The organism is Streptomyces sp. NPDC102274 (genome assembly GCF_044766385.1).
Taxonomy (GTDB): Bacteria; Actinomycetota; Actinomycetes; order Streptomycetales; family Streptomycetaceae; genus Streptomyces.
This window is the reverse complement of sequence record NZ_JBIWLW010000004.1, coordinates 268612-291318: the sequence shown is the minus strand read 5'-3', so window position 1 is coordinate 291318 and position 22707 is coordinate 268612. Positions and strand designations below refer to the sequence as shown.

Here is a 22707-nt window from a genome sequence, read left to right as displayed (position 1 = left end):
GGGTCGCTCACGGAAACCGCACTGTGATGCGTGACCAGCGTTGCAGAGGGCACAAGTTGGGACGCATGCCTCAGAGGCCGCGCACAGGTGGGGCGGTGTCGCGTGCCGATGGGCGGCGCCTCAGCCGGTGACCCGGTAGGCGCCCGACGCCTGCTGGTAGATCTCGTCGACCTTGTCCCGCTGCCCGTCCGGGCCGATGACCTGGATGATGTGGTAGCGACCGTCGACGATCATCGCGAGGTTCCGTACGAACACCGCGCGCCCGCTGCTGTCCTGCCAGGTGTACTGGCCCTCCGCCATGGCCTGCCGGCCCACATCGATCCGGCGTACGCCGGAGGCGCTGGACCAGGACGAGTCCCGGAACGGCTGGAGTTCCCGCTCCTTGTCGCGCTGATAGGCGACCGGGTCGCCGCCGTTCTCCGCCACACTGTCCCGGCCGGGAACGACGATCAGCGTGAAGTCGCCTCCGACATAACGGACTTGCCCGCTGTCGTTGATGGGGCGCCGCTGCCAGCTCTTGTCGACCCCGATCCGGAAGCCCTCGGAGTCCGTGCGCAGGGCATAGCCCTCGGCGAGATCGACATCGGAACCCGAGGTCTGGGGGGCCGAGGCATTGGGCGATGTCGATCCGGAGTTGCCCGGAGCCAGTGCTTCCGGCGCGGTGGACGCGCTGGGGTTCGCCTCGCCGACGCTCTGGCCCTGCTGCGTATCCGCCTTGGGCAGGAACATCACGGCGTAGACGATGGCCGCCACGAGCAGCAGCAGGATCAGGATCAGCAAGTTGCGGCCGAGGGAACGGGGGCCGCGTCCGGCGCCCTTCCCGCCCCTGTCCGTCCGGTCCGGACCGTCGAACCCGTCGGACCTGTCGGACCCGTCGGACCTGTCCGAGCTGTGGAACCTGTCCGTCCTGTCGAATCTGTCCGTCCTGTCGAACCGCTCCGACCCCCCCGGCCGCTCGGGGCCGTCCAGCAGCCGGTCCAGTCCTTCCGTTTCCTCATGGGGCGCGTCGGCCCGGAGCGCGTACTCGTTCTCGCGCTCATGCTCCCGCTCGTACTGGCGTCGCTCGTCGAGGCCGGCCCGGCCGCCCTTCTCCTTGCGCTCCTTGCGCTCCTTGCCCTTCTTGTGGCGGTGGCGTCCGCCCAGGTCGCGGCCACGCCCGCGGCGCCTGCGCACCAGCTCACCCCGGCGGCGCACGATCGGCAGCCGGGTCTCGTCCGCCGGCAGCTGTACGACGTCCAGACCGGCCTCCGGCTCGGGCGCGGACCGTACGAGCGAGCGCAGCCAGCCGCGCAGCTCCTCGAAGTCCGGCCGTTCGGTGGGGTCCTGACGCAGCAGCGACTCCACGACGGGACGCAGCGGTCCGCACTCCTCGGCGAAGGCGGGCGGTTCGGCGCAGACGAGTTGCACCAGCTCTATGGCGCTCTCTTCGGGGTACGGGGCATGGCCCTGCACCGCCCGGTACAGCAGGGCGCCGAGGGCCCACAGGTCGGTGGCGGGCCCGATGGGCGGTGCCAGCTGCCAGTTCTCATGGACGGGACCGGCCTGTTCGGGCGCCCAGCGCTCGGTGACGGCGCCGACGACCGCGATACGGGCCTGCCGGGCACGCTCGGCCGCGAGTGGGGTGGCGGGGCCGCGGTACGCGGGCACCGGGCCGCTCGCGACTATCTCGTCCCAGCGGCCTGCGCCCGCGCCCTGCCCGGTGACGGCGGGCAGCTGGGCGGACTGGCGCTGGGAGTCGGCGCGGAACGCGTCGCGCGCCCCGCCGGCCTGCCAGTTGCCGCTTCCTCCGCCGCTGCCGCTGCCGGGTCCGGAGTACGGGGTGTCGCCGCCACGGGCGACGAGGGCACCGGAGTCGGCGCCTGAGCCCTGCCCGGAACCGGAGCCGCCGGATGGCAGCGCGGGAATGCCGGCCGTACCACCGGCGGATGTACCACCGGCGGACGTACCACCGCCGCTCGCGCCGGAGCCGCCGCCCGAGTGACCGCCGCCGAAGGGGCCCGCCGAGTCCGGACCGTACGGGCTGCCGCCCGCCGGTACGGAGCCCGAGGCGTCGTTCCAGGGGGCCGGGCCGTCGCGCCAGACACCGGCCAGGTGGGCGCGGTAGGGGGTGGGCGGGTCGTCGTCCTCGTCCATGTCGGCGTCCGCTTCCGCCTCCGCGAAGGTGCGCGGGGGCGCCCACCAGTCGGGGTCGAGGCTCGCGCCCTGCGGGCCGCCGCCGGGACCGCTCCGGGGCGGCTCCTGCGCACCCGCACCGGTGGTCGTGCCGCCCGTACCCGCCGGGTGGCCTGTACCCGCCGTACCGCCCGAGGCTCCCGGGACAGCGGGGACGCCCGTACTGCTCGTACCACTCGCACCGCTCGTCCCGGAGCCCTGGTCCTCCGTGGCGCGCGCGGCGGCGCGCGCTCCCGCGCGGTACGCGGCGATGGCTCCGGCGCGCGCGGCGCGGATGTCGCCCGAGGCGCTTCCGCCCGGCAGCGCCGGCTGGCCGCCGTACGGCGCCGGGATGCCGGGGGTGCCGTGGTGCGGACGCGGCATCGCGCCGGACGTACCGGACGAGGTGCCGTCGTCGTACGGACTGTCCGTGCCACGGCCCGTCCCCAGCGCGGCGCGGCCCGGCGCACCGGGCACCCCCGCCGTCGGCCCGGGGTCGTACGGCAGGGCGGCCGTCGGCGAGCCGGACAGCCCTTCCGTCGGCGCGTACTGTCCGGGCGGGCCGAGCCGCTCGTAGGACCCCTGCTGCTCCCGCGCCCCCAGTTCCTCGTGCGGCGCGTGGGTGTCATGGAGTCCGTGCTGCTCCCGCGGCGCCTGGTGGTCCGGCTCCTCGAACCGGTCCGGCGGCTCGGGCACCGGCGCGTAGCCGCACAGCGCCTCTTCCGCCGCGCCCGCCGCGAGGCCGGTCAGCACCACGCGGCCGTCGTCGCAGACGAGCACCGTACGGACGGTGATGTTCCGGTGGGTCCAGCCGTGCGCGTGCACCACCCGTACCGCGGTGAGCACGTCGGAGGCGATCTCGGCGGCCCGGAAGGGGTTCAGCGGACGCTCGGCGAGCAGCGCGGCGAGCGGTCTGGCCGCGACGAGTTCACTCACTATCCACAGCGAACCGGCCTCCGCGAACACGTCGAAGACCTGGTCGAGCCGGGGGTGATCGGGGATCTGGGCGGCGCTCTGCGCGGCCTCGATGGCCCGCCGCACCGCCGGATCCGTATGTCTGCGCGCCGAACGCCCCGAGGCCCGGCGGGGCGCCGCGGCGCCGTCCGCGTCCACCACCTCCGCGTCCACAACCTCAGGCAACGGCACCTGCCTGACGAGGACTTCCTGCCCGCTGTACGTGTCGAAGGCGCGGGTCTCGACGAGTTCGTACTCATCGGAGGGCGGCAATGGCAGGCGATAGCGGTCGGCAAGCACCCGTCCCGCGTAGTCGTCCACAACGCCTCCCCACCACACGCCGTCTCCCGGTCCCGGAGACCCGCGAAACCGCCAATTCCGGTCGTTTACCGGCTCATTGTGGATGCGTACGGTTCGCGAGTTCTCACGATACGTGGCCGCGGGCCAACATGCCGCCGGGTCGCGGCAACCCGCTGCGTATCGTTAAGTTCTCGTACGCCGACCTACCCACCACAGCGGCCGGAACTCATCGCTCCGCCCACTCGATGCTCTCGATCGTCGGCTGATCAAGGCGGGCCGATTCAGGCGGGCCGATTCAGGCAGACCGTTTTAGGCGGACCGGCTCGGGCGGACCGGCTCGGGCGGACCGGCTCGGGCGGACCGGCTCGGGCGGACCGGCTCGGGCGGACCGGCTCGGGCCGTCGCCGAGGCGTCACTCGGGCCGCCGCCGAGGCCGCCGCTCAGGCCGTCGGCTCAAATGTCGCGAACGCCGTCTCGCGCAGCGTCTCGCACTCCGTGTCGCTCCACTCGCTCGCCTTGCAGCTGACCATGATCGAGTAGCCGCGCTTGGCGTCGATCTTGAAGCCCCGGTTGAGGACCCTGATGCGCTCGCCGCTCTGATCGCGCTCGAACTCCCAGTCGGCGACGGTCTGGTAGCCGTTGTAGTCGACCTTCTTGATGCCGCGCAGCTTGTAGTTGTTGCTGCTGCCCTTGACCGCCGACTGGAGCGCTTGCCAGGCGAGCACCGCGTCATCGGTCGGACTGTCGTTGAAGTCGACCTGGACCCTGGGGAATCCGCCGTCGGCGCTGTAGATACCACCCGAGTTGGCTCCGGCTATGCCGGTTCTCTTAAACCCCTCGGGCATCGCCATCGAGAAGTGGAACCGGTCGTCGTCGACCTTGGCGTAGCCGTCGGGCAGCGCGTCGCCCTGTGTTCCGCCGTCTCCCTTCCCGTCGTCGGAGCCGCCCGACGAATCGGAACCGGAACCGGGATCGGCCCCCTGCCCGTTCGTGGTGGCGGTGTCCCCCTCGCCGTCACCCGCCGCGCTCGTGTTCGGCGTCGGGGCCGTGGCCTTGCCGTCGCCCGATCCGTCGCCACCCGCGGTGGCGCCCGCCGAGGCGGTCGAGGGGTCCTTGCCCTGGTTGCTCCCCGACGCGTCGTCGGAGTTCCCGTTCAGGGCGACGATCAGGACCGTGGAGATGAGCGCGAGCGCGGCGACGACCGCGATGATCACCAGCGTGCGCCGGGGCACCACATCGGTGAGCGACGCGCGCGGCGGCGCGGGCCGCTGCGGGACCGAGGGCTCCGGGGCCGGCCGGGGCTCGGACGTGCCGGTCGCCGCGTTCCGTACGGAGCGCAGCGCGCCGCGCACCCGGTCCGCGCCCGCGTCCCCGGCGGAACCCCGCGCGGGGGAGACGGCCGGGGCCTCGCTCGGCACCGGCGGCAGCGGCACGACGCGGGTCGCGTCCGACTCCGGTTCCGGAGCGCGCCGGGGCTGCTCGGGCGCGTCGATGATGTCCTGGAGGAGCGCCCGCGCGCCCGCGTCGTCGAGCCGCTGCTCGGGGTCCTTGGCGAGCAGCCCGTAGATGACCTCTTCCAGCGGGCCCGCGTTCTTGGGCGGGTCGAGCGGCTCGGTCATCACGGCGGTCAGCGTGGCGATGGCGGAGCCCTTGTCGTACGGAGGGCAGCCCTCCACCGACGCGTACAGCAGCCCGCCGAGCGACCAGAGGTCGGCCGCGGGTCCTGGCTTGTGGCCGCGGGCCCGCTCCGGCGAGATGTACGAGGGGGCGCCGACGAGCATGCCCGTCGAGGTGACCGACGGGTCGCCCTCGACCTGCGCGATACCGAAGTCGGTGAGGACCACGCGCCCGTCCTCGGCGATCAGCACATTGGACGGTTTCACATCGCGGTGCAGGATGCCCTCGCGGTGCGCGGAGCGCAGCACGTCGAGGATCGCGAGCCCGACCTCGGCGGCCCGCCTGGGCGTCAGCAGCCCGTCCTCCCGGACGGCTTCGGCGAGCGACTTGCCCTCGACGAGCTCCATGACGATCCAGGGCCGGTCGTCCTCGTCCACGACGTCATAGACCGTCACCGCGCCGCTGTTGCGGATCCGCGCGATCGCCTTGGCCTCGCGCAGTGTGCGCGTGATCAGCCGGCGCTTCTCGTCTTCGTCGATGCTGGAGGGAAAGCGCAGTTCCTTCACCGCGACCGTACGGCCGAGCGTCTCGTCGAGCGCCCGCCAGACCGTGCCCATGCCACCGCGCCCGAGCACCCCGTCGAGCCGGTACCTGCCCGCGAGCAGGCGCCCTTCCGGAGTGCCGTCGGCGCTCTTCCGCGCGTCCTGCTGGGGCTCCTGCGCCGTGTCCCGCGACTGCTCCGACTGCGACATGCGTCCCCTCTGCGATCCCTGATCCTGGCCCGCGACTCCACCCGCCCGCGCGGTGCCGTAACGCGCCCTGGCAGAGGCTTCATTGTCCCTCACTCCGGGACCGTCACCGCTCCCGGGTCCGGCGTCCGTCAGGATGGTGCCGAAGGAAGGAACCCCCACCATGCCACTACCCCGGGCCCGGTTGACCGCCCTGCTGGTCATAACCCTGTTCGGGCTAGGTACATCTGTGCCAGGTACCGGCGTTACGGATGTGCCGGGCGGGGCGGATGTGGCACGCACCGAAGCGGCCCGTCCCGCAGCCTCCCTTACGGAGAAACCACCCGCCTCGTCTCAGCCCTCGCCCACATCCGATGTCCTCCCCCTGCTGGTCTCCGACGGCCGCGCGCCCGGCGCCGCCCTGGTCTCCCGCACGTCCTCCTCCTCCCGGTTCGAGTCCGCCGGCTCCGGAATCCGCCGCGCCGACCGCTTCCGGGCCGGCAGCACCACCAAGACGCTGGTGGCGACGGTCGTCCTCCAACTCGCCGCCGAGGGGCGGCTGCGCCTGTCCGACACCGTCGAACACCATCTGCCGGGACTGGTCCGCGGCCACGGCAACGACGGCCGGCTGCTCACCCTGCGCGCACTGCTGAGCCACACCAGCGGGCTGTACGACTACACCGCCGCCGCCTCGGCGCCCGCCCCCACCACCCCCCGGGCGGCGCTCCGTATCGCGCTCGCGCACGCACCGGCGCCGCTCGGCTCGTATCTGTACTCCAATACGGATTACGTCCTGCTCGGCCTCGTCGTCAAGAAGGTGACGGGCCGTTCGTACGCGGCCGAGGCCAAGGACCGCATCATCGTTCCCCTCGGTCTCACCGGCACCTCCTTCCCCGGCGACCGGACCACGCTCCCCTCCCCGCACGGCCGCGCCTACACCCGGGATCCCGGCTCCGGCGGCCCCCCGCGCGATGTCACCGATCTCGACCCGCGTCCGGCGGGCGCGGCCGGCGAGCTGATCTCCACGCTCGATGATCTCAACCGCTTCTACTCCGCCCTGCTCGGCGGCCGGCTGCTCGCCGCGCCCCAGTTGCGCGAACTGCTGGACACCGCCGCCACGCACGGCGTCTACGGTCTGGGCATCTACCCGGAGCGGCTCTCCTGCGGCCGCACCGTCTGGGGCCACAACGGCCGGATTTCCGGCAGTTACGTCCGTACGGCCACCACCGCCGACGGCCGACTCACCCTCACCTTCCGCGTCAACACGGACACGCTCCCGGACGAATCCCTCGAACCGACCGAACGGGCCCTGCTGGAAGCGGAGTTCTGCCGTTCCGGAAGGGCCCCTCGCATTCGCTCCTGAGCGGGCCCTTCCGGCCCGGCACCTTCCGGCCCGGCACCGGCCACGGCGCGTCGATCAGTCGGACGGCGCCTCGGACCGCACGTCGGACGGCGCGTCAGATCGGCACGATGTCCGGCGCACCGAGCCGCGCCGCGTCCGCCGTCTGGTCGTCCGGCTGCCGCTGCGACTCCCGCTCCGCCTCCACCCGCTTCTCGTAGTGCTCGACCTCCCGCTCTATCCGGTCCTTGTCCCAGCCGAGGACCGGCGCCATCAGCTCCGCGCACTCCCGCGCGCTGCGCGTGCCCCGGTCGAACGTCTCGATGGAGATCCGGGTACGCCGGGTCAGTACGTCGTCGAGATGGCGCGCCCCTTCGTGCGAGGCCGCGTAGACGATCTCGGCGCGCAGATAGTCGTCGGCGGCGGCCAGCGGCTCACCGAGCCCCGGGTTCGCGGCGATCAGTTCGAGCAGCTCCTCGACGAGCGTCCCGTACCGGTTCAGCAGATGTTCCACGCGGGCGACATGGATCCCGGTCCGCGCGGCCATCCTCGCCCGCGCGTTCCACAGCGCGTGATAGCCCTCGGCACCGAGCAGCGGCACGTCCTCGGTGACGCACTCCGCCACCCGCTGGTCGAGGCCGTGCACCGCCTCGTCCACCGCGTCCTTGGCCATCACCCGGTACGTCGTGTACTTGCCGCCGGCGACGACCACCATGCCGGGCACCGGATGGGCGACCGTGTGCTCGCGCGACAGCTTGCTCGTGGCGTCGGACTCCCCGGCGAGAAGCGGGCGCAGCCCCGCGTAGACCCCCTGTACGTCGTCCCTGCTCAGCGGCGTGTGCAGCACCGAGTTCACATGTTCGAGCAGATAGTCGATATCGGCGCTGGAGGCCGCAGGATGGGCCTTGTCCAGATCCCAGTCCGTGTCCGTGGTGCCCACGATCCAGTGACGGCCCCAGGGGATGACGAACAGCACCGACTTCTCGGTCCGCAGGATCAGTCCCGTCGACGAGTGGATCCGGTCCTTGGGCACGACCAGATGGATGCCCTTGGAGGCCCGGACATGGAACTGACCGCGCTCGGCGATGAGGGCCTGGGTGTCGTCCGTCCAGACCCCGGTGGCGTTGACGACCTGCTTGGCCCGGATCTCGTACTCCCCACCGGCCTCCACATCCCTCACCCGCGCCCCGACGACCCGCTCCCCTTCCCGCAGGAAACCGATGACCCGCGCCCGGCTGGCGACATGTGCGCCATAGGTCGCGGCCGTACGCACCAGCGTCGCCACATAGCGCGCGTCGTCCATCTGCGCGTCGTAGTACTGCAACGCCCCGACCAGCGCGTCCTTCTTGAGGCAGGGCGCCACCCGCAGCGCGTGGCGCCGGGAGAGATGGCGGTGGACCGGCAGCCCGCGTCCGTGCCCGGACGAGACGGACATCGCGTCGTACAGCGCGACGCCCGAGCCGGCGTAGAACCGCTCCCAGCCCTTGTGCCGCAACGGGTAGAGGAACGGCACCGGCTTCACCAGATGGGGAGCCAGCTTCTCCAGCAGCAGCCCGCGTTCCTTGAGGGCTTCGCGTACGAGCGCGAAGTCGAGCATCTCCAGATAGCGCAAGCCGCCGTGGATCAGCTTGCTCGACCGGCTGGAGGTGCCGGACGCCCAGTCGCGCGCCTCGACGAGGCCGGTCGCCAGCCCTCGGGTCACGGCATCGAGGGCGGTCCCCGCTCCGACCACGCCCGCGCCTACTACCAGCACGTCCAGTTCACGCTCGGCCATCGCCGCGAGCGCCTGGCCGCGCTCCGCAGGTCCCAGTGTCGCTGTTCTCACCGCTGCCTCCCGTCGTCCCCCGTGTGGTCGGGCTCACATCATCGATTCTGTCCGCACTCCACGACTTCAGCCACTGCCTGTGGATAACACCGGTCACACAGCTGTCGACGAATAACGCCGTCCCTCTCGCGAAACGGGCTCCCCCGGCCACGAAATGCCACATAACGGTCATATTTACGCCTAGTCTGACATTGCGCGTGCCCATTCTGTCCACAGGGCTTGCGCTCTCTGTCCACTCCGGCTAAGGGAAGGGCGGTCATCGCCGTGCCCGCAGATCTCGCCGTCATCGGACTCGGTCATCTCGGCCTGCCCCTCGCCCAGGCCGCCGTGGCCGCCGGTATCGACACCATCGGCTACGACACCGACCCTCGGCCCGTCGCGGAGCTGGCCGCCGGCCACTCCCCGGTCGACGGACCGCTCACCGCCTCGGACGTACGCCGGATGCTCTCGGGGGGCTTCCGGCCGACCACCAACCCGACCGATCTCGGCCGGGTCCGTACCGCCGTCATCTGCGCTCCCACCCCCCTCGGCGCCGACCGCACTCCCGATCTGACGGCGGTCGGCGACGCGGCCCGCGCGCTGGCCGCCCGGCTGCGCCCGCACACCACCGTGCTGCTCGAATCACCCGCCGCCCCCGGCACCACCGAGGGCTTCCTCCGCACCGTCCTGGAAGAGGGCTCCGGGCTGCGCGCCGGACGCGACTTCCATCTCGCGTACTCCCCCGGCCGGCTCGACCCCGGCAACCGCACCCACGGCTTCGCCAACACCCCCAAGGTGATCGGCGGTCTCACCCCCGCCTGCACCGAATCGGCGGCGGCCTTCTACAGCCGCCTCACCGACAAGGTCGTCCGGGCGCGCGGCCCGCGCGAGGCCGAGACCGTCAAGCTTCTCGAAACCAACTTCCGGCACGTCAATATCGCCCTGGCCAACGAGATGGCCGTGCTCTGCCACGACCTCGGCGTCGACCTCTGGGACGTCATCCGCTGCGCCGAGACCAAGCCCTTCGGCTTCCAGGCCTTCCGGCCGGGACCCGGCGTCGGCGGCCACGGCGTACCGATGGACCCCAGCTATCTGCCGCACGCGGGCCGCACCCCGGGCCATCCGCTGCGGATGGTCGGCCTCGCCCAGGAGATCAACTCCCGGATGCCGCAGTACGTCATCCAGCGCAGCGCCACCCTCCTCAACGAGCACGGCAAATCCGCGCGCGGCGCCCGCGTACTGCTCCTCGGCGTCACCTACAAGCCCGACCTCGCCGACCAGGAGAGCTCACCGGCCACCGAGATCGCCTGCCGGCTGATGGATCTCGGCGCCGTCGTCAGCTACCACGATCCGTACGTCCCGGACTGGCGGGTACGCCAACTCCCCGTGCCGCGCGCGGACTCGCTCTACGAGGCCGCGGCCGACGCCGATCTGACCGTGCTGCTCCAGCACCACCGCACGTACGACCTGCAAGGTCTGGCGGTCAAGGCGCAGTTGCTGCTGGACACCAGGGGGGCGAGCCCAGCGGGCGCCGCGTACCGCCTCTGAATCCGGTATGTGGCTGTCTGAGCTGACTGCTACTGTCCAGGGCCATCGAGCGCAGGTCATGCGCACGACACTTTCCCTGGGGGGATTCTCAGCATGAGCCAGTCCGTTCCACCACCCGGCAACCCCTTCGCCGGCGGAGCCGTCCCGCCCGGCCCGTACACCCCGCCTCCGCCGCCCGCGCCCGTGCGCGACAATCTCGCGCTCGGTCTGGTCACGGCCCTGGTCGCCGCACTCGTCGCCGGCGGGGTCTACGGCGGGATCGCCGGGGCCATCGAGCGGGAGATCGGCTGGGCCGCCATCGGCGTCGGCTTCCTGGTCGGGTTCGCCGCGGGCAAGGTCGGCGGGTCCAACCCCGTGCTGCCGATCGCCGGAGCCGTCCTGTCCCTGGGCGCGGTCTACCTGGGCCAACTCCTCGGCATCGCGATCATCGTCGCCAAGGAACTGAACGTATCCGCGACGGACGTCTTCCTCGACAACTTCGGCCTGCTGACCGAGGCGTGGAACGAGGGCAAGGACGTCATGACGTTCCTGTTCTTCGCGCTCGCCGCCTTCGCGGCCTTCTCGGGCGCCAAGAAGGCCGCCGAATAAGGCAGCTGACCCAGGCAGCCCCCGCGAGAGACAGCAACAGACAGCGGGAGACAGCGAGATGCCCCGGACCGCGCGGTGCGGCCCGGGGCATCTCGCTGCATGAGTCCGGCGATCGTCAGCGGCGGTGCTGCGAGTCCGCCACCGTCACCTCGACGCGCTGGAACTCCTTCAGCTCGCTGTAGCCCGTCGTCGCCATGGCCCGCCTCAGCGCGCCGAAGAAGTTCATCGACCCGTCCGGGATGTGCGAGGGGCCCGTGAGGACCTCCTCCGTCGTCCCGACGATGCCCAGATCCACCAGCTTGCCGCGCGGCACGTCCTCGTGGACCGCCTCCATGCCCCAGTGGCGCCCCTTGCCCGGCGCGTCCGTCGCCCGCGCCAGCGGCGAGCCGATCATCACCGAGTCCGCGCCGCACGCGATCGCCTTGGGCAGATCGCCCGACCAGCCGACCCCGCCGTCCGCGATGACATGCACATATCGGCCGCCGGACTCGTCCATGTAGTCCCGGCGGGCCGCCGCCACATCCGCGACGGCGGTCGCCATCGGGACCTGGATGCCCAGCACATTGCGGGTGGTGTGCGCGGCGCCGCCGCCGAAGCCGACGAGCACGCCCGCCGCGCCCGTACGCATCAGATGCAGGGCCGCCGTGTACGTGGCGCAGCCGCCGACGATGACCGGCACATCCAGCTCGTAGATGAACTGCTTCAGGTTCAGCGGCTCCGCGGCCCCCGAGACATGCTCGGCGGAGACCGTCGTACCCCGGATGACGAAGATGTCGACTCCGGCGTCCACCACGGCCTTGGAGAACTGGGCGGTGCGCTGCGGCGAGAGCGCGGCCGCCGTGACCACGCCCGAGTCCCGCACCTCCCTGATGCGCTGCCCGATCAGCTCTTCCTTGATCGGCTCGGCGTAGATCTCCTGGAGCCTGCGGTTGGCGGTCGCCCCCTCAAGACCGGCGATCTCGTCGAGCAGCGGCTCCGGGTCCTCGTACCGGGTCCACAGACCCTCCAGATTGAGCACCCCCAGACCGCCCATCTCGCCGATCCGGATAGCGGTCCGCGGGGAGACGACGGAGTCCATGGGGGCGGCCAGGAACGGCAGCTCGAACCGGTAGGCGTCGATCTGCCATGCGATCGAGACCTCCTTCGGGTCCCGGGTGCGCCGGCTCGGAACGACGGCGATGTCGTCGAAGGCGTACGCCCTGCGGCCGCGCTTGCCGCGCCCGATCTCGATCTCAGTCACGATGTGTGGCCTTTCCCTCTACGTCTGCCCGTCCAGTATCCCCGACGCACCAGTGAGGGGCGGTCCCGGAATCCCGGGCCCGCCCCTCACGGAAGCACTCGCTCAGTTCGTGGTGTAGTTCGGTGCCTCGACCGTCATCTGGATGTCGTGCGGGTGGCTCTCCTTGAGGCCCGCGGACGTGATCCGTACGAACCGGCCCTTGCGCTCCATCTCGTCGATGGAGGCGGCGCCCACGTACCCCATCGTCTGGCGCAGCCCGCCGACCAGCTGGTGCAGTACGGCGGCGAGAGGACCGCGGAAGGGGACCTGGCCCTCGATGCCCTCGGGCACCAGCTTGTCGTCCGAGGACACCTCGGCCTGGAAGTAGCGGTCCTTGGAGAACGAACGCCCCTGGCCGCGCGACTGCATCGCGCCGAGCGACCCCATGCCCCGGTACGACTTGAACTGCTTGCCGTTGATGAACTGGAGCTCGCCCGGCGACTCCTCGCAGCCCGCGAGCAGGCTGCCCAGCATGACCGTGCTGGCTCCGGCGGCGAGCGCCTTGCCGATGTCGCCGGAGTACTGGAGGCCGCCGTCGCCGATGACCGGGATCCCGGCCGCCTGACAGGCCACCGCCGCCTCGTAGATCGCCGTGACCTGCGGGACCCCGATACCGGCGACCACACGGGTGGTACAGATCGAGCCGGGTCCTACACCGACCTTGACGCCGTCCACGCCCGCGTCGATCAGCGCCTGCGCGCCGTCACGGGTGGCGACATTGCCGCCGATGATGTCCACCGCGACACTCGACTTGATCTTGGACATCCAGCTGAGCGCGTTGCTGTTGTGGCCGTGCGAGGTGTCCACGACCAGGAAATCCACACCCGCCGCGACCAGCGCCTGGGCGCGCTCCATCGCTTCCGGGCTGGCCCCCACGGCGGCGCCGACCAGCAGCCGGCCCTCCGCGTCCTTGGCCGCGTTCGGGTACTTCTCCGCCTTGACGAAGTCCTTGACGGTGATCAGGCCCTTGAGGATGCCCGCGTCGTCGACCAGCGGCAGCTTCTCGATCTTGTGACGGCGCAGCAGTTCCATCGCGTCCACACCGGAGATGCCGACCTTGCCGGTGACCAGCGGCATCGGGGTCATGACCTCGCGCACCTGGCGCGAACGGTCCGCCTCGAAGGCCATGTCACGGTTGGTGACGATACCGAGCAGCTTGCCCGCGCGGTCGGTGACCGGGACGCCGCTGATCCGGAACTTGGCGCAGAGCTGGTCGGCCTCGGCGAGCGTCGCGTCGGGGTGCACCGTGATCGGGTCGGTGACCATGCCGGACTCGGAGCGCTTCACCAGATCGACCTGATTGGCCTGGTCGGTGATGGAGAGATTGCGGTGCAGCACACCGACGCCGCCCTGCCGCGCCATGGCGATCGCCATCCGGGCCTCGGTGACCTTGTCCATCGCCGCGGACAGCAGCGGGATGTTCACCTTGACGTTCCGCGAGACCAGAGAGGCCGTGTCCACCTGGTTCGGCAGCACTTCCGAGGCCCCCGGAAGCAGCAGCACGTCGTCGTATGTCAGCCCGAGCGTCGCGAATTTCTCGGGCACTCCGTCGACGTTTGCAGTCATGACACCTTCCCCAAATGGCCTTGATCGGTGCGGATGTCCATGCTAACGGGCTTCGCGGGCCACTCATTCCACGATCGAGATCACCGATCGGCTTCGTATGTTCATACGTTTGGATGCCTCCAGATGCCGCTCGCGGTGGCCACGGCGCGGCTTTAGGGCACCGACGGGACGCCCACAGCGGCACAGGCCGGACAAAGCGCCGGTACGACCGCCCGTTCGGGAGCCCGGACGACCGTCCCCGGTTCACGGACGACCGTCCCGGCTCACGGACGACCGTCCCGGCTCACTGCTCGGCCAGGGCCCGCAGCCTGCTGAGCGCGCGGTGCTGGGCGACCCGTACGGCGCCCGGCGACATCCCCAGCATCTGCCCGGTCTCCTCGGCGGTCAGCCCGACCGCGACCCGCAGCACCAGCAGCTCGCGCTGGTTCTCCGGCAGATTGGCCAGCAGTTTCTTGGCCCACTCCGCGTCGCTGCTGAGCAGCGCGCGCTCCTCGGGCCCCAGGGAGTCGTCCGGCCGCTCGGGCATCTCGTCGGACGGCACGGCCGTGGACCCCGGGTGCCGCATGGCGGCCCGCTGGAGATCGGCGACCTTGTGCCCGGCGATGGCGAAGACGAACGCCTCGAAGGGCCGGCCGGTGTCGCGGTAGCGCGGCAGCGCCATGAGGACCGCGACACAGACTTCCTGCGCGAGATCCTCCACGAAGTGCCGCGCGTCACCGGGCAGCCGGCTCAGTCGCGTACGGCAGTAACGCAGCGCGAGCGGATGGACCCGGGCCAGCAGATCGTGCGTGGCCTGTTCGTCGCCGTCGACGGCACGGTGAACGAGCGCACCAATCACCGTGGTCTCGTCATCGCGCATCGGTCCATGGTGCCTTGACGGCTGCTGATCGGTGGCACCGCGTCCATAGTTGTGCACCGAAGCGTTATGAGCGGGTGCGGCAGAACTCATTTCCTGCGCTCTCCCCTCGCGCTCGTCCGACTCGTCCCCGAGGAACTCCACATCTCAAGGATGCGGCATCGCGCGGGAAACGGGTGTGTACGGGCGTACGTTGCCCCGCCCGCCGGGTCCTGTCGTAACAGAACCCGGTGGCGGGCAGGGCACTGACACCTGTCAGCGGACGAGGCCCCAGCGGAAGCCGAGCGCCACCGCGTGCGCGCGGTCCGAGGCGCCGAGCTTCTTGAAGAGCCGCCGGGCGTGCGTCTTGACCGTGTCCTCGGAGAGGAACAGCTCACGGCCGATCTCCGCGTTGGACCGGCCGTGGCTCATGCCTTCGAGCACCTGGATCTCGCGCGCGGTGAGCGTGGGCGCGGCGCCCATCTCGGCCGAGCGGAGCCGGCGCGGCGCGAGCCGCCAGGTCGGATCGGCGAGCGCCTGGGTGACGGTCGCGCGCAGTTCGGCACGCGAGGCATCCTTGTGGAGATAGCCGCGGGCACCGGCGGCGACCGCGAGCGCGACTCCGTCCAGGTCCTCGGCGACCGTGAGCATGATGATCCGGGCGCCGGGGTCCGCCGAGAGCAGCCGGCGGACCGTCTCGACACCGCCCAGCCCCGGCATGCGTACATCCATCAGAATCAGGTCGGACCGGTCGGCACCCCAGCGGCGGAGGACTTCCTCGCCGTTGGCCGCGGTCGTCACGCGCTCGACGCCGGGCACGGTCGCGACCGCGCGGCGGAGCGCCTCTCGGGCAAGCGGGGAGTCGTCGCAGACGAGGACGGATGTCATGACCGTCCTCCGCAGCTGATGCGCGTCACCTTGAGCCTCCAGGCTGGGTACATATCGTCACCTGTGCGATTGACGCCCTCGGACATGCGCCCGAGCGCTCATTCTCTCAATCGCCTCGCACATTCAACGACGGTCACTCGAAAGAGTTACGGGTCGGACGACCCTCTTCGACACTCCCTGTGAGGGGTCGCACACAGAGCAGAGCGCCAGGGGTTGACCGGTACCCAATCGGAGGTATGCCCCATTTAGCGGCTTTTCTTCACTTTTACTGGTGTCTGTGGCTAGATTCGCAATGAGTCATATTTACATCTACTTACATAGTAGATGTACGGTCGTGAGCACCGGTGCGTGTACGCGCCGGGCTCGTACCCGGCGTCCAAGCGGCCCGTATCCGCCTCAGCACGGTTTCAAGGGGACATGAGCAATGGCAGATTTCTCCCGCCTTCCCGGACCGAACGCAGACCTGTGGGACTGGCAGCTCCTCGCGGCATGCCGGGGTGTCGACAGTTCACTCTTCTTCCACCCGGAAGGGGAAAGAGGCGCGGCACGAAGCGCGCGTGAGAACTCGGCGAAAGAGGTGTGCATGAGGTGCCCGGTACGCGCGGAGTGCGCGGCGCACGCCCTGGCGGTGCGGGAGCCGTACGGCGTGTGGGGCGGCCTGACGGAGGACGAACGCGAGGAACTGATGGGGCGGGCGCGGACCCGGCTCATCACGGCGTCGACCTCGGGGCACGGCAACGGCACCACCCACAGCCACCACCACGGGGGCCACGAGAACGGCTGAGTGGCCGCCACCGTATAAGCGAAGAAACGTTCCTGCAAGCAACGCCACACCGCATCTCCCGCGTCCCGCCCGTGTGACGCACCTTCCGCGCCCCGCCCGCGTGCCCTGTCAGCGCGCGCCGGCCAGGACCAGCTGATCCAGCGTCGCCGCCACCGCCGGGACCCGCGCCAGATCAGGCAGAGTCAGCGCGACGATCTCCCTGCGGACAGCCGGCTCGACCGCGAGCGTCCGGACCCCCTCCGTACGTACGGACTCCATCGCCAGCTCCGGCAGCACCGCCACCCCCAGCCCCGCCGCGACCAGGCCGATCACGGCCGGGTAGTCATCCGTCGCGAAGTCGATCCGGGGGGTGAATCCCGCTGCCTCGCAGGCGTCGACCAGCTGGGTACGGCAGCGCGGACAGCCCGCGATCCAGGATTCGGCGGCCAGCTCGGCGATCGCGACCGTACCGGCGTCGGCGAGCCGGTGGCCTTCGGGGACCAGACCCACGAGCCGGTCCACGAGCAGCGGACGTACGACGAGGTCGTCCCACTCCGCTCCGGAGCCGCCGTACCGGAACGCCAGCGCCACATCGCACTCACCGTCCCGCAGCATCACCGCCGAACTCGGCGGCTCGGCGTCGACCAGCGAGACCCGCGTGCCCGGATGGGCCGCGCGCAGGGCGGCCAGGGCGGTCGGTACCAGCGTCGAACTGCCGCTGGGGAAGGACACCAGCCTGACCCGGCCCGCCCGCAGCCCGGCGATGGCCGCGATCTCCTCCTCCGCCGCGGTGAGTCCGGCGAGGATGCCCGTCGCGTGCCGTACGAGTGCCTCGCCGGCCTGCGTCAGCCGCATCTCGCGGCCGGTACGGACGATCAGCGGGGTACCGGCGGACGATTCGAGCGCCTTCATCTGCTGGCTGACGGCCGGCTGCGTACAGCCCAGCTCACGCGCCGCCGCGGAGAAGGAGCCCGTGGCGGCCACGGTGCGCAGGACACGGAGATGACGGGCTTCGATCACTCTTGGAGTATAAGCGAGTCTTTGGGGTAATGCTCAATAACGGGTGGAACGTTTGAGAGTGCGAGGAATAGCGTGGCGCGTATGAAGCTTCTGACCGTAAATGTGGGGCGGCCGACGGCCGTGGAGTACACGGACGCCCCGGGCGGGGTCACCGGGATCGACAAGCGTCCGGCCGACGGTCCCGTAAGGGTGGCGGATCCCGGGGCCAAGGGCGAGGGCGGGAGCGGGGTCGCCGGTGACACGGTCTGCGATCTGCGCCATCACGGCGGCAGCGACCAGGCGGTGTACGCGTTCGCCCGGGAGGATCTGGACTTCTGGGAGCGGGAGCTCGGACGGCCGCTGGCCAACGGCGCCTTCGGGGAGAACCTCACCACCTCCGGCCTGGACGTCATGGGTGCCAGGATCGGCGAGCGCTGGCGGATCGGCCCCGAAGTGGTGCTGGAGGCGACGAGCGGGCGGATTCCATGCCGTACGTTCCAGGGCCGGCTCGGCGAGAAGGGCTGGATGCGGCGGTTCACCGGGCAGGCCGTGACCGGGGCGTATCTGCGGGTCATCACCCCCGGAGAGATCCGCGCGGGCGATCCGATCGAGATCGTCCACCGGCCGGATCATGAGGTGACGGTGGCCCTGGCCTTCCGCGCCGTCACCACCGAGCGGGAGCTGCTGCCGCGGCTCCTCGCCGCCGGTGACGCCCTGCACGCCGAGAAGTTGAGGGCGGCGCGGGAGTACGTCGAGAAATACGCCGCGGTGAACGCCGCGAAGTAACCCTTTCCCGGGCATCGCCGGGTCCGTCCGCGCAGGCACTAACGTGCCTGCCTATGACGACTGCTTTGATTACCGGCGCGACGGCGGGGATCGGCGCCGCCTTCGCTCGGCGGCTGGCCGCGGACGGGCACAATCTCGTCCTGGTGGCCCGCGACACCGAGCGTTTGCGGGTCCAGGCCACCGAACTGCACGACCGGCACGGCATCGAGGCCGAGGTGCTGACCGCCGACCTCTCCACCGACGACGGGATCGCCTCGGTGGAGAGACGGCTCTCGGACCGGAAGCAGCCGGTCGATCTGCTCGTCAACAACGCGGGGTTCGGCAACAAGGGACGGTTCCTCGATGTCTCGATGGCCGACGAACTGACCATGCTGAAGGTGCACTGCGAGGCGGTGCTGCGGCTGACCTCGGCGGCGGTCCCCGGGATGAAGGCGCGCGGCCGGGGCGGGGTCGTCAATGTGGCGTCGGTGGCGGCGTTCGTACCGCGCGGGACGTACGGCGCCTCGAAGGCCTGGGTCGTGCAGTTCACCCAGGGCGTGGCGCGGGATCTGGCCGGGACGGGGGTACGGCTGATGGCGCTGTGCCCCGGTTTCGTGCGGACCGAGTTCCATGAGCGGGCCGGGATGGGCACGGACAACATCCCGGGCTGGATGTGGCTGGACGCGGACAAACTGGTGGCCGTCGCGCTGGCGGACCTGGCGCGCGGGAAGGCCGTGTCCGTACCGGATCCGCGCTACAAGGCGCTGATGGGAGCGGTGAAGCTGGCTCCGCGCGGGCTGCTCGGCGGGATCACCTCGAAGACGGGCCGCAAGTACGGCCCGCGGTAGGCGCCGTCGGCCGACTCCGTCGAAGGCGCGGAACGCACCGAGGCCCGGCACCCCGCGGAGGGGTACCGGGCCTCGGTGCGTTCGTCCGGCGGACGCTCTACACCTCAGTGGCTGTGGCCGTGGCCGCCGTGACCCGCCTCGGCCTCTTCCTCGGCCGGCTTCTCGACGACCAGGGTCTCGGTCGTGAGCAGCAGCGACGCGATGGACGCGGCGTTCTCCAGGGCGGAGCGCGTGACCTTGACCGGGTCGATGACGCCGGCCTTCACCAGGTCGACGTACTCGCCGGTCGCGGCGTTGAAGCCGTGGCCCTTGTCCAGCTCCGACACCTTGGAGGTGATGACGTAGCCCTCAAGTCCGGCGTTCTCGGCGATCCAGCGCAGCGGCTCGACCACGGCGCGGCGGACGACCGCGACACCGGTGGCCTCGTCGCCCTCCTTGCCGAGGTTGCCGTCGAGCACCTTGGCGGCGTGCACCAGAGCGGAGCCACCACCGGAGACGATGCCCTCCTCGACCGCGGCGCGGGTCGCGGAGATGGCGTCCTCCAGACGGTGCTTCTTCTCCTTCAGCTCCACCTCGGTGGCGGCGCCGACCTTGATCACGCACACGCCGCCGGCCAGCTTCGCGAGGCGCTCCTGGAGCTTCTCGCGGTCCCAGTCGGAGTCCGTGGACTCGATCTCGGCCTTGATCTGGTTGATGCGCCCGGCGACATCGGCGGAGTTGCCGCCACCGTCGACGATGGTCGTGTCGTCCTTGGAGATGGTGACGCGGCGGGCGGAGCCCAGCACGTCCAGACCGGCCTGGTCGAGCTTGAGGCCGACCTCCTCGGCGATGACGGTCGCACCGGTGAGGGTGGCGATGTCGCCGAGCATGGCCTTGCGGCGGTCACCGAAGCCGGGGGCCTTCACCGCGACGGCGTTGAACGTGCCGCGGATCTTGTTGACGACGAGGGTGGAGAGCGCCTCGCCCTCGACATCCTCGGCGATGATCAGCAGCGGCTTGGAGCCACCCGCCTGGATGACCTTCTCCAGCAGCGGCAGCAGGTCCTGGATGCTGGCGATCTTGCCCTGGTGGACCAGGATGTACGGGTCGTCGAGGACGGCCTCCATACGCTCCTGGTCGGTCACCATGTACGGGGACAGGTAGCCCTTGTCGAAGGCCATGCCCTCGGTGAAGTCCAGCTCCAGACCGAAGGTGTTGGACTCCTCGACGGTGATGACACCGTCCTTGCCGACCTTGTCCATCGCCTCGGCGATCAGTTCGCCGACCTGCTCGTCCTGGGCGGAGAGCGCGGCGACGGCGGCGATGTCGGACTTGTCGTCGATCGGGCGGGCGGTCGCGAGGAGCTCCTCGGACACGGCCTTGACCGCGGCGTCGATGCCCTTCTTCAGGGCGGCCGGGGAAGCGCCCGCGGCGACGTTGCGCAGGCCCTCGCGGACCAGCGCCTGGGCCAGCACGGTGGCGGTGGTGGTGCCGTCACCCGCGATGTCGTTGGTCTTGGTCGCCACCTCCTTCACCAGCTGGGCGCCGAGGTTCTCGTACGGGTCGTCGATCTCGACCTCGCGGGCGATCGTGACACCGTCGTTGGTGATGGTGGGGGCGCCGAACTTCTTGTCGATGACGACATTGCGGCCCTTGGGGCCGATCGTCACCTTCACCGTGTCGGCAAGCTTGTTGACGCCGCGCTCAAGGGCGCGACGGGCGTCCTCGTCGAACTTCAGGATCTTCGCCATGGGAGCTTCTCTGTCCTCTCAATGAACTGCGCCCCTGTCCGCCCGGCAATCGCAGGGGGGCCAGGGGCGCAGTCCAAAAGCAATTAGGTGAATTACTTCTCGATGATCGCGAGTACGTCGCGAGCCGAGAGGACGAGGTATTCCTCGCCGCTGTACTTCACTTCGGTGCCGCCGTACTTGCTGTACAGAACGACGTCGCCGACGGAGACGTCGAGCGGAAGCCGCTCGCCGTTCTCGAATCGGCCCGGGCCCACGGCCAGGACGACGCCCTCCTGGGGCTTCTCCTTGGCGGTGTCCGGGATAACCAGGCCAGAGGCCGTGGTCTGCTCGGCGTCGAGCGGCTGGACCACAATGCGGTCCTCGAGCGGCTTGATGGCAACCTTGGTGCTGGCGGTCGTCACGATCCGACCTCCCCCTTCGGAGATCTCACGGGGTTAACTGTCTGAGGGTGGCGACCAGATAGATCCGTCGTCGCGGGTGCCGGACCTGTCAGTCGCGCTTTGGCACTCTCCAGTGGGGAGTGCCAGACCCGAGACTATGACCGCGATTAGCACTCGGTCAAGCGGAGTGCCAGTGAGCGCGTTCGTGGCGGATCTTTCATCACTACGGAAACGCAGCTCCGGGGGCCGGGGTTCCGTACGAGCCGGGCAGCACCGAGGGGCAGTGCCGGAGCGGTGGCGACGGCGGCGAGGGCGCGGACAGCAGCGGGGACGGCGGCGCGGACAGCGGCGGGGACGCGGACGGGGGCGCGGGCGACATCTCGTGCAGCCCGCAGACGGGGCGGTGGGGAACGCCCGGCGCGGACGGGTCCACGGACCCGTCCACCGATCCCGGTCCGGGCCCCGGCAGCGGCACGGGCACCCGGGGCGGGACCGAGGTGTGCGGGCCCACCCGCTGCGCCGCCTTGCGGCCGAGCCGTTCGATCGGATCCATCGGGTCCATCACGTCGGCCGACTGCGCGCAGCCGGCCGCGAGGAGCGCACCGGCTGCCAGCACCCCGGCCAGCAGCCGGTGCGCGGGTTTCATACGTAGTCCTCCAGCTTGCCGACGGCGTACCCCTTGTCCGTGACGACCTTCATGACATGGCGGATCATGTCGGGCATGGAGCCCTTCCACTCGTCCCGTCCGCGGAAGTGGGTCAGGATGATGTCGCCGGGGTGCATGTCCCGGTCCCACTCACGCCACTCCATGTGGTCCGGGAACGCCTCGGACGCCCAGATCGGCGCGGCCTTGATCCCGCACTCCTTCGCGGCGCGCAGCGTGTCGGCGTTGTAGTTGCCGTACGGCGGCCGGAAGAGCGTGGGCCGCTTCCCGTAGTTCTTCGCCAGCAGATCCTGCTGTCCGCAGATCTCCCGCTTCTGCTCCTCGTACGACAGGCCGGGCATGTACGGGTGGTTGAGGGTGTGGTTCTGGATGGCGACCCCGCGGTCCCGCATCTGCCTGAAGTAGCCGTAGTTGTCGTTGATGACGTAATCGCTGAGGAAGGCGGTGTAGGGGATCTTCAGTTCGCTCATCATCCGCAGCAGCTCGGGGTCCTTCTCCGAGCCGTCGTCCATCGTCAGGAAGACCACCTTCTTGCCGTCGACCGGCACGGTGGTGAACAGCGGCGGCAGGTCGTCGCCGCCCTCGACCTCGAAGCCCTCGCGGGTGGTGATCTCCGGCTTGACGGCGGGCGGCCGGGGCTCGGGCAGAGGGGTGCTCGCGAGCCCCCACTTCTTCGCGGCGACGGCGCGCGCGGCCTGGGCGCGGCGTACGTTCTCGGGCGAATAGAGCGCGTCCAGTTCGGCCGCCTTCTGTTCGTGCGGCGCCCCGGCGGCGACCTGGCCCGGCTTCCCGGCGGCGGACGCGCCGTGCGCGGACTTCGCCGGGTCGTCGGACCCGGTGGCACATCCCGCGGCGAGGGCGACGACCAGCAGCGCGATCAGGACCGTATGGCCGCGCCATCGTCCGCGTCCCGGTGCACGGTATGCGGCTTGTGTGAGCATCTCTTCTTTTTGTCGTACTA

18 protein-coding genes are annotated in these 22707 nt (G+C 70.6%); 6 read left to right on the top strand and 12 right to left on the bottom strand.

The window, feature by feature from the left end:
- Positions 1-120: 120 nt before the first annotated feature.
- Both ACIRQP_RS07945 and ACIRQP_RS07940 read right to left on the bottom strand, forming a co-directional pair.
- The gene (locus tag ACIRQP_RS07945) at positions 121-3426 is read right to left on the bottom strand and encodes a serine/threonine protein kinase (RefSeq protein ID WP_403885051.1); all 3306 of its coding nucleotides are present in this window, start codon (positions 3424-3426) and stop codon (positions 121-123) included.
- Positions 3427-3845: 419 nt separating this feature from the next.
- Positions 3846-5774, bottom strand: coding sequence for a protein kinase (locus tag ACIRQP_RS07940; RefSeq protein WP_403885048.1), 1929 nt, complete (start codon positions 5772-5774; stop codon positions 3846-3848).
- A 160-nt stretch (positions 5775-5934) separates the two neighbouring features.
- Between ACIRQP_RS07940 and ACIRQP_RS07935 the strand changes: the two genes are divergently transcribed.
- Positions 5935-7113: a serine hydrolase domain-containing protein gene (locus tag ACIRQP_RS07935; protein ID WP_403885045.1), complete on the top strand. Its 1179-nt coding sequence runs from the start codon at positions 5935-5937 to the stop codon at positions 7111-7113.
- A 94-nt stretch (positions 7114-7207) separates the two neighbouring features.
- Here the strand turns inward: ACIRQP_RS07935 and ACIRQP_RS07930 are convergent, their stop codons facing one another.
- Positions 7208-8914, bottom strand: coding sequence for a glycerol-3-phosphate dehydrogenase/oxidase (locus ACIRQP_RS07930; RefSeq protein ID WP_403885042.1), 1707 nt, complete (start codon positions 8912-8914; stop codon positions 7208-7210).
- Positions 8915-9178: 264 nt separating this feature from the next.
- Here ACIRQP_RS07930 and ACIRQP_RS07925 point away from each other — a divergent pair, with 264 nt between their 5' ends.
- Positions 9179-10441 carry a nucleotide sugar dehydrogenase gene (locus tag ACIRQP_RS07925; RefSeq protein WP_403885039.1) on the top strand — a complete coding sequence of 421 codons (1263 nt, stop codon included), beginning with the start codon at positions 9179-9181 and terminating at the stop codon, positions 10439-10441.
- Positions 10442-10534: 93 nt separating this feature from the next.
- Complete coding sequence (locus ACIRQP_RS07920; RefSeq protein WP_403885036.1) at positions 10535-11029, top strand: hypothetical protein; 495 nt, start codon at positions 10535-10537, stop codon at positions 11027-11029.
- Between the two features lie 115 nt (positions 11030-11144).
- Here the strand turns inward: ACIRQP_RS07920 and ACIRQP_RS07915 are convergent, their stop codons facing one another.
- The 4 genes from ACIRQP_RS07915 to ACIRQP_RS07900 form a co-directional block, all read right to left on the bottom strand.
- The gene (locus ACIRQP_RS07915; protein ID WP_403885033.1) at positions 11145-12269 is read right to left on the bottom strand and encodes a GuaB3 family IMP dehydrogenase-related protein; all 1125 of its coding nucleotides are present in this window, start codon (positions 12267-12269) and stop codon (positions 11145-11147) included.
- A gap of 102 nt (positions 12270-12371) precedes the next feature.
- The gene (gene guaB, locus ACIRQP_RS07910; RefSeq protein ID WP_403885030.1) at positions 12372-13874 is read right to left on the bottom strand and encodes an IMP dehydrogenase; all 1503 of its coding nucleotides are present in this window, start codon (positions 13872-13874) and stop codon (positions 12372-12374) included.
- 283 nt (positions 13875-14157) lie between these two features.
- Positions 14158-14733: a sigma-70 family RNA polymerase sigma factor gene (locus tag ACIRQP_RS07905; RefSeq protein ID WP_376380058.1), complete on the bottom strand. Its 576-nt coding sequence runs from the start codon at positions 14731-14733 to the stop codon at positions 14158-14160.
- 252 nt (positions 14734-14985) lie between these two features.
- Positions 14986-15597, bottom strand: coding sequence for a response regulator transcription factor (locus tag ACIRQP_RS07900; RefSeq protein ID WP_003948568.1), 612 nt, complete (start codon positions 15595-15597; stop codon positions 14986-14988).
- A gap of 424 nt (positions 15598-16021) precedes the next feature.
- Between ACIRQP_RS07900 and ACIRQP_RS07895 the strand changes: the two genes are divergently transcribed.
- A complete protein-coding gene (locus ACIRQP_RS07895; protein ID WP_403885027.1) occupies positions 16022-16381 on the top strand; it encodes a WhiB family transcriptional regulator in 360 nt (119 codons plus the stop codon).
- Positions 16382-16489: 108 nt separating this feature from the next.
- On the opposite strand, the gene ACIRQP_RS07890 is transcribed toward ACIRQP_RS07895, so the two are convergent.
- Entirely contained in the window at positions 16490-17380 is an 891-nt protein-coding gene (locus tag ACIRQP_RS07890; RefSeq protein WP_403885025.1) for a LysR family transcriptional regulator, read from the bottom strand.
- Between the two features lie 81 nt (positions 17381-17461).
- Here ACIRQP_RS07890 and ACIRQP_RS07885 point away from each other — a divergent pair, with 81 nt between their 5' ends.
- Positions 17462-18145, top strand: coding sequence for an MOSC domain-containing protein (locus ACIRQP_RS07885; RefSeq protein ID WP_403885022.1), 684 nt, complete (start codon positions 17462-17464; stop codon positions 18143-18145).
- A gap of 53 nt (positions 18146-18198) precedes the next feature.
- Positions 18199-18972: an SDR family NAD(P)-dependent oxidoreductase gene (locus ACIRQP_RS07880; RefSeq protein ID WP_403885019.1), complete on the top strand. Its 774-nt coding sequence runs from the start codon at positions 18199-18201 to the stop codon at positions 18970-18972.
- Between the two features lie 104 nt (positions 18973-19076).
- Here ACIRQP_RS07880 and groL read toward each other — a convergent pair whose 3' ends face one another.
- From groL to ACIRQP_RS07860, 4 genes are all read right to left on the bottom strand, one after another.
- Positions 19077-20702, bottom strand: a complete 1626-nt coding sequence (gene groL / locus ACIRQP_RS07875; protein WP_403885016.1) for a chaperonin GroEL — start codon at positions 20700-20702, stop codon at positions 19077-19079.
- A 92-nt stretch (positions 20703-20794) separates the two neighbouring features.
- Positions 20795-21103, bottom strand: a complete 309-nt coding sequence (groES, locus tag ACIRQP_RS07870; RefSeq protein ID WP_023539274.1) for a co-chaperone GroES — start codon at positions 21101-21103, stop codon at positions 20795-20797.
- Between the two features lie 202 nt (positions 21104-21305).
- The gene (locus tag ACIRQP_RS07865; RefSeq protein WP_403885013.1) at positions 21306-21728 is read right to left on the bottom strand and encodes a hypothetical protein; all 423 of its coding nucleotides are present in this window, start codon (positions 21726-21728) and stop codon (positions 21306-21308) included.
- Positions 21725-22687, bottom strand: coding sequence for a polysaccharide deacetylase family protein (locus tag ACIRQP_RS07860; protein ID WP_403885010.1), 963 nt, complete (start codon positions 22685-22687; stop codon positions 21725-21727). Before ACIRQP_RS07860 ends, ACIRQP_RS07865 begins: the two co-directional genes overlap by 4 nt.
- Between the last annotated feature and the right edge of the window lie 20 nt (positions 22688-22707).

What these genes read in the sequence shown, in the direction of transcription:
- guaB (WP_403885030.1), bottom strand. Translation starts at nt 13,874, where the DNA reads ATGACTGCAAACGTCGACGGAGTGCCCGAGAAATTCGCGACGCTCGGG.
- ACIRQP_RS07900 (WP_003948568.1), bottom strand. Translation starts at nt 15,597, where the DNA reads ATGACATCCGTCCTCGTCTGCGACGACTCCCCGCTTGCCCGAGAGGCG.
- ACIRQP_RS07920 (WP_403885036.1), top strand. Translation starts at nt 10,535, where the DNA reads ATGAGCCAGTCCGTTCCACCACCCGGCAACCCCTTCGCCGGCGGAGCC.
- ACIRQP_RS07860 (WP_403885010.1), bottom strand. Translation starts at nt 22,687, where the DNA reads ATGCTCACACAAGCCGCATACCGTGCACCGGGACGCGGACGATGGCGC.
- groL (WP_403885016.1), bottom strand. Translation starts at nt 20,702, where the DNA reads ATGGCGAAGATCCTGAAGTTCGACGAGGACGCCCGTCGCGCCCTTGAG.
- ACIRQP_RS07905 (WP_376380058.1), bottom strand. Translation starts at nt 14,733, where the DNA reads ATGCGCGATGACGAGACCACGGTGATTGGTGCGCTCGTTCACCGTGCC.
- ACIRQP_RS07895 (WP_403885027.1), top strand. Translation starts at nt 16,022, where the DNA reads ATGGCAGATTTCTCCCGCCTTCCCGGACCGAACGCAGACCTGTGGGAC.
- ACIRQP_RS07880 (WP_403885019.1), top strand. Translation starts at nt 18,199, where the DNA reads ATGACGACTGCTTTGATTACCGGCGCGACGGCGGGGATCGGCGCCGCC.
- ACIRQP_RS07935 (WP_403885045.1), top strand. Translation starts at nt 5,935, where the DNA reads ATGCCACTACCCCGGGCCCGGTTGACCGCCCTGCTGGTCATAACCCTG.
- ACIRQP_RS07865 (WP_403885013.1), bottom strand. Translation starts at nt 21,728, where the DNA reads ATGAAACCCGCGCACCGGCTGCTGGCCGGGGTGCTGGCAGCCGGTGCG.
- ACIRQP_RS07940 (WP_403885048.1), bottom strand. Translation starts at nt 5,774, where the DNA reads ATGTCGCAGTCGGAGCAGTCGCGGGACACGGCGCAGGAGCCCCAGCAG.
- ACIRQP_RS07885 (WP_403885022.1), top strand. Translation starts at nt 17,462, where the DNA reads ATGAAGCTTCTGACCGTAAATGTGGGGCGGCCGACGGCCGTGGAGTAC.